At 45.8% G+C, this 1,651-nt stretch carries 2 protein-coding genes; both read left to right on the top strand.

The genetic code is table 11. The annotated features are described in order from the left end of the window. Positions 1-1,202, top strand: a 1,202-nt coding sequence (locus tag CS022_RS24530) for a flagellin (RefSeq protein ID WP_129124474.1), incomplete at its 5' end; no start/stop codon positions are given. 178 nt (positions 1,203-1,380) lie between these two features. Continuing rightward, the coding region (locus CS022_RS24525) for a flagellin N-terminal helical domain-containing protein (protein ID WP_456243291.1) at positions 1,381-1,651 on the top strand (271 nt) is incomplete at its 3' end.

Below are 1,651 nucleotides of genomic sequence, written 5' to 3'. Positions count from 1 at the left end.
AGGATATCGGCCTCTTTGATATTTCTTCCGATGAGCCCTCTGTAAAACTCACCTTTCAAAGCGGTATCAATATCGATAAGTTTCGCTTTGTGCCTGTCAACGACGACAACTTACTGGTGAATGGCGATTTTGAAGCGTGGGGTGATGACAGCTCATCTGTTTATCAAAATTTCAACTCTCAAGACGTTGACGGTTGGGTTGAAACATCAGGCGATCAAATCCAACTCTTTCAGGGCTCATACATCGACTTGGGGCCAACAAATCCCCAAACCAATACCGCACTTGACCTTGCATCTGATAGAGCTAACACCGTTGCCCAAAATATTGATGTAGGCGATGTTGTGGCTCAGGGGGACAGAGAACTCCATTTCAGCTTCGATCATGTTAAGCGTCAGGGTTTCAACTCTGACTTTGATGCGGTCATCACAGACCAAGACGGTAACGACCTCTCCCGGAAGTCTTTTTCAAACACTGACGACTCAAACTGGACCACATACTCAACAAAAATTTCATTAGATGCCAATACGACCTCAGTTCGTGTGCTCTTTGACGATACCAGCGCAGACAACGCAGGTGGAGCAGTCCTTGATAACATCAAACTCAGTCGATTAAGTACCGATTCTGAAACCTACCAAGCCGCACATGGCGCATCGCTTAACGATGTTGTCGAAGGCATGAATAACCAGCTTATCAGTGACTATGACTCCCCCAATGTCAGCGGCGTGCAGCTGTCTGTCACCGATGATTATCGCCTGCAAGCTTTTATGGCTTATGACAAAACAACCAAAGGCGGCGTAGATTCCTACTCTGACCTGCGTGTCGCGGGTAACCTTGCCACCCTGATGGGCGATTACGACCAGCAAGGGCTGGTAATGACCGCTGAAGAAACCACGGTACAGGACATTGATATCTCTAGCCGTACCGGGGCGCAAAACGCTATTGCCGCCATTGATTCTGCCTTTAAGCAGCTCGATGAACAGCGGGCTGACATCGCCGCGATGGAAAGTCGTATCGGCCACAGCTTAAACAGTTTAGAAATGAATAAACTCAATATCGCGGGTGCCAACAGCAAAATACTGGATACCAAAATTGGTAAAGAAACGGTGAGTATGACCAAAATGGCGATGCTGCAAAATGCCACGATGTCTATGCTGGGGCAGGCGAAGAATATCCCGTGGAATTCTTTGCAGTTATTAAAATAAAAAAATACCGAACAACATATTTAATAAAAAATAAATAAACAACTAAATAATTAATCACCAAAAGACGATAAGAATAAAAGACATCTAATAAAAATTAAAAACTAAAACACACCATACGTTATTTTGTCAGCAGCGCTGGGTTTTTGAAATTCAATATGTGTTTTTCAGGGACCATTTTATGGGCGGACATATCGTTAATGATTTTCAGGGGATCATGGCACATCGCCATCTGGACCGGACTAATCGTGTCCATAATGAGACGATGGACAGGCTCGCTGCCGGCACGCGCATTCAAAGTGCCAAAGACGATGCGGCTGGGCTGCATATTTCTACTCGCCTGACTTCGCAAGCCCGTGGCTATGACACCTCTATTCGAAATCTCAATGACGGCCTGTCACTGCTGCAAACCGCTGATGCGGCAATGGAAGAAACCAACACCATTTTGCACC

It is taken from the genome of Veronia nyctiphanis (genome assembly GCF_004116385.1).
Taxonomy (GTDB): domain Bacteria; phylum Pseudomonadota; class Gammaproteobacteria; order Enterobacterales; family Vibrionaceae; genus Veronia; species Veronia nyctiphanis.
The sequence above is the reverse complement of the archived record's forward strand: the minus strand, read 5'-3'. Positions and strand labels throughout refer to the sequence as shown.